Source organism: Lactobacillus helveticus DSM 20075 = CGMCC 1.1877, assembly GCF_000160855.1.
In the GTDB taxonomy this organism is placed as follows: domain Bacteria; phylum Bacillota; class Bacilli; order Lactobacillales; family Lactobacillaceae; genus Lactobacillus; species Lactobacillus helveticus.
The window spans coordinates 110477-112544 of the sequence record NZ_GG700753.1 but is presented as its reverse complement, the minus strand read 5'-3'; the positions used below and the strand labels follow the sequence as shown (position 1 = coordinate 112544).

Genomic DNA, 2068 nt, shown 5'->3' with positions numbered 1-2068 from the left:
AAATTGTAGGATTAGAATTTGCTTAATTTAACTTTAATAAAATGTCAAAAGAGTTAAATTAATAATTTTTATTTTGGGAGGTATTATTTATGCCAATTATAGAAAGAGTAATTCAGCCGTAGGCGGCTCTGAAAAGTCAACATATGGTGTTTCATCAAATGCATCGAATTCAAGAGGAGATAGTCCGGATGCATTTCTCTGTGTTTCTTTTTGCCTAACAGCTTGCAAGTCTGAATGTCGTAGTAATTGTAACGCAGCCTGTGCAAGCAATTGTGGTAAAGCATGTGCTTCTGCATGTAGATCAGCTTGTCGATCTTCATGTAGATCAATGTGTTATGGAGTAGGTAGTAACTCTGAAAGAAAATTAGAAAAGGAAGCCCAATCCTTAGAAGATATTATTCTTTAATTAAATTATGTAGGTGATTTTATGCGTGCTGTTCTAAAAGAGCTTAATGGCAAATACAAGTTTGAGTATTTTCTTTTTTTAGGAATGAATATTATTAATACGTGTATTGAAACATCTAATGTTTTTTTAGAGGGTATGCTAATAAATTCACTAGTATATAAGGCTGATAGGACATCATTCATACGCAATATAGTAGTGATAATAGCTTTAAACATCATAAGATTGTTTTTGTCTTTTTTTATAAATAAAATTCAAATTCTAAAGTTTAGAAAAATAAACATAGAAGTAAACGATACGATAATAAAGAAGCTTTATTCAAAAGATACGTTAGAAGTCTTAAAACTTGATCCTATTCAAACAGCAGATAGAATTACGGAAGACACTAATGAAATCTTAAATTTCCTGTTTCAAACAGTGAATCAAATAACTTCAATTGTTATTTCCTCGATTATAATTTTTATTTATATTATTAAAGCTAAATCTCACTTTTTCTTGCTAGTAATGATTTTGCTACCAGCCTATATTATTTTGTACCTCTTTTTAAAACCCAAAATATTCAAAATAAACTTAGAATTAAGAAGAATTTACAATGAATATTTTTCAGGGTTTGCTGAATGGCTGAATAGATATGTTGAAATTAAAGGCAATAAACGCGAAGAGATGGAATCTAAAAGATGGACAAAGACCAAAGCATCTCTTTTAAATATTACAAGAAGAGACTTTTTTCTTAATTTGGGAATGTCTACCGGCGAGATCGTCTTACAATTGATTTTTCAGTTAATATTGTTTATTAATGGCGGATTGGCCGTAATATCGGGAAGCATGACAATAGGGGCTTTTTCAGTTCTTTTCCAATATTTTAATCAATTATTAGGACAAGTAGATGAGATCTTTTCTATTTTATTTAACTTTGAATCTTTCCGGGTTGCATACATGCGAATTGATCAATTGATGTCTATCCCGAATGAAGTAGACGGAGAAATAGTCATTCCTAAGGTTGAAAGTATACAAGTTCATAATTTCAATATTAGTTTAGATGCACGAAAGACTTTGTTTTCCAAAAAACTTACATGTAGTTTTAATAATTCTGGTCTTTACGTTATTAGAGGCAGAAATGGAATAGGAAAGTCTACTTTTTTAAGGACGATAATTGGACTGTATACGCCAGCAAAAAAAGGAACAATTTTAATAAACAATATAGATATTGACTTAATAAACAAGAAAAAACTTAGAGAAGATAATATAAGCTGCTTATTTCAAGATACGATTCTTCCCCATTGTCTTGTAAGAGAATATTTAGATATGTATGTAAATGAGAGTAACAAAAATTGTATTTCTGAAGATCAATATTTTCAAAAAGTATTTAGCTCTTCGCAATTTAACATAAAAAAAGTGTTAGATAAGAAAATGACTGAACTTTCAACAGGCGAAATACAATTAGTAAAACTTTACTCTGCTATTTTGAAAAAGAAAGCGCACTGCTTTTTATTAGACGAGCCATTAGCTAATATTTATCCTGAATTGCAATCAGATTTATTAAGCTTATTGAAAAAAATAGCGCAAACTAATCTAGTTATAATCATTAGTCATGATCTTGGAATTGAGGAAAAAGCTAAAAATATAAGGATAAGATAACTATGAAATCATATTTAATACCTCCAG

At 29.4% G+C, this 2068-nt stretch carries 1 protein-coding gene; it reads left to right on the top strand.

Features of this window, described 5'->3' with window-relative positions; genetic code table 11:
- The first annotated feature begins 427 nt into the window (after positions 1-427).
- Positions 428-2041 (top strand): ABC transporter ATP-binding protein, encoded by a 1614-nt coding sequence (locus HMPREF0518_RS04165; RefSeq protein WP_003626440.1) that lies wholly within the window; start codon positions 428-430, stop codon positions 2039-2041.
- The last annotated feature ends 27 nt before the right edge of the window (positions 2042-2068 follow it).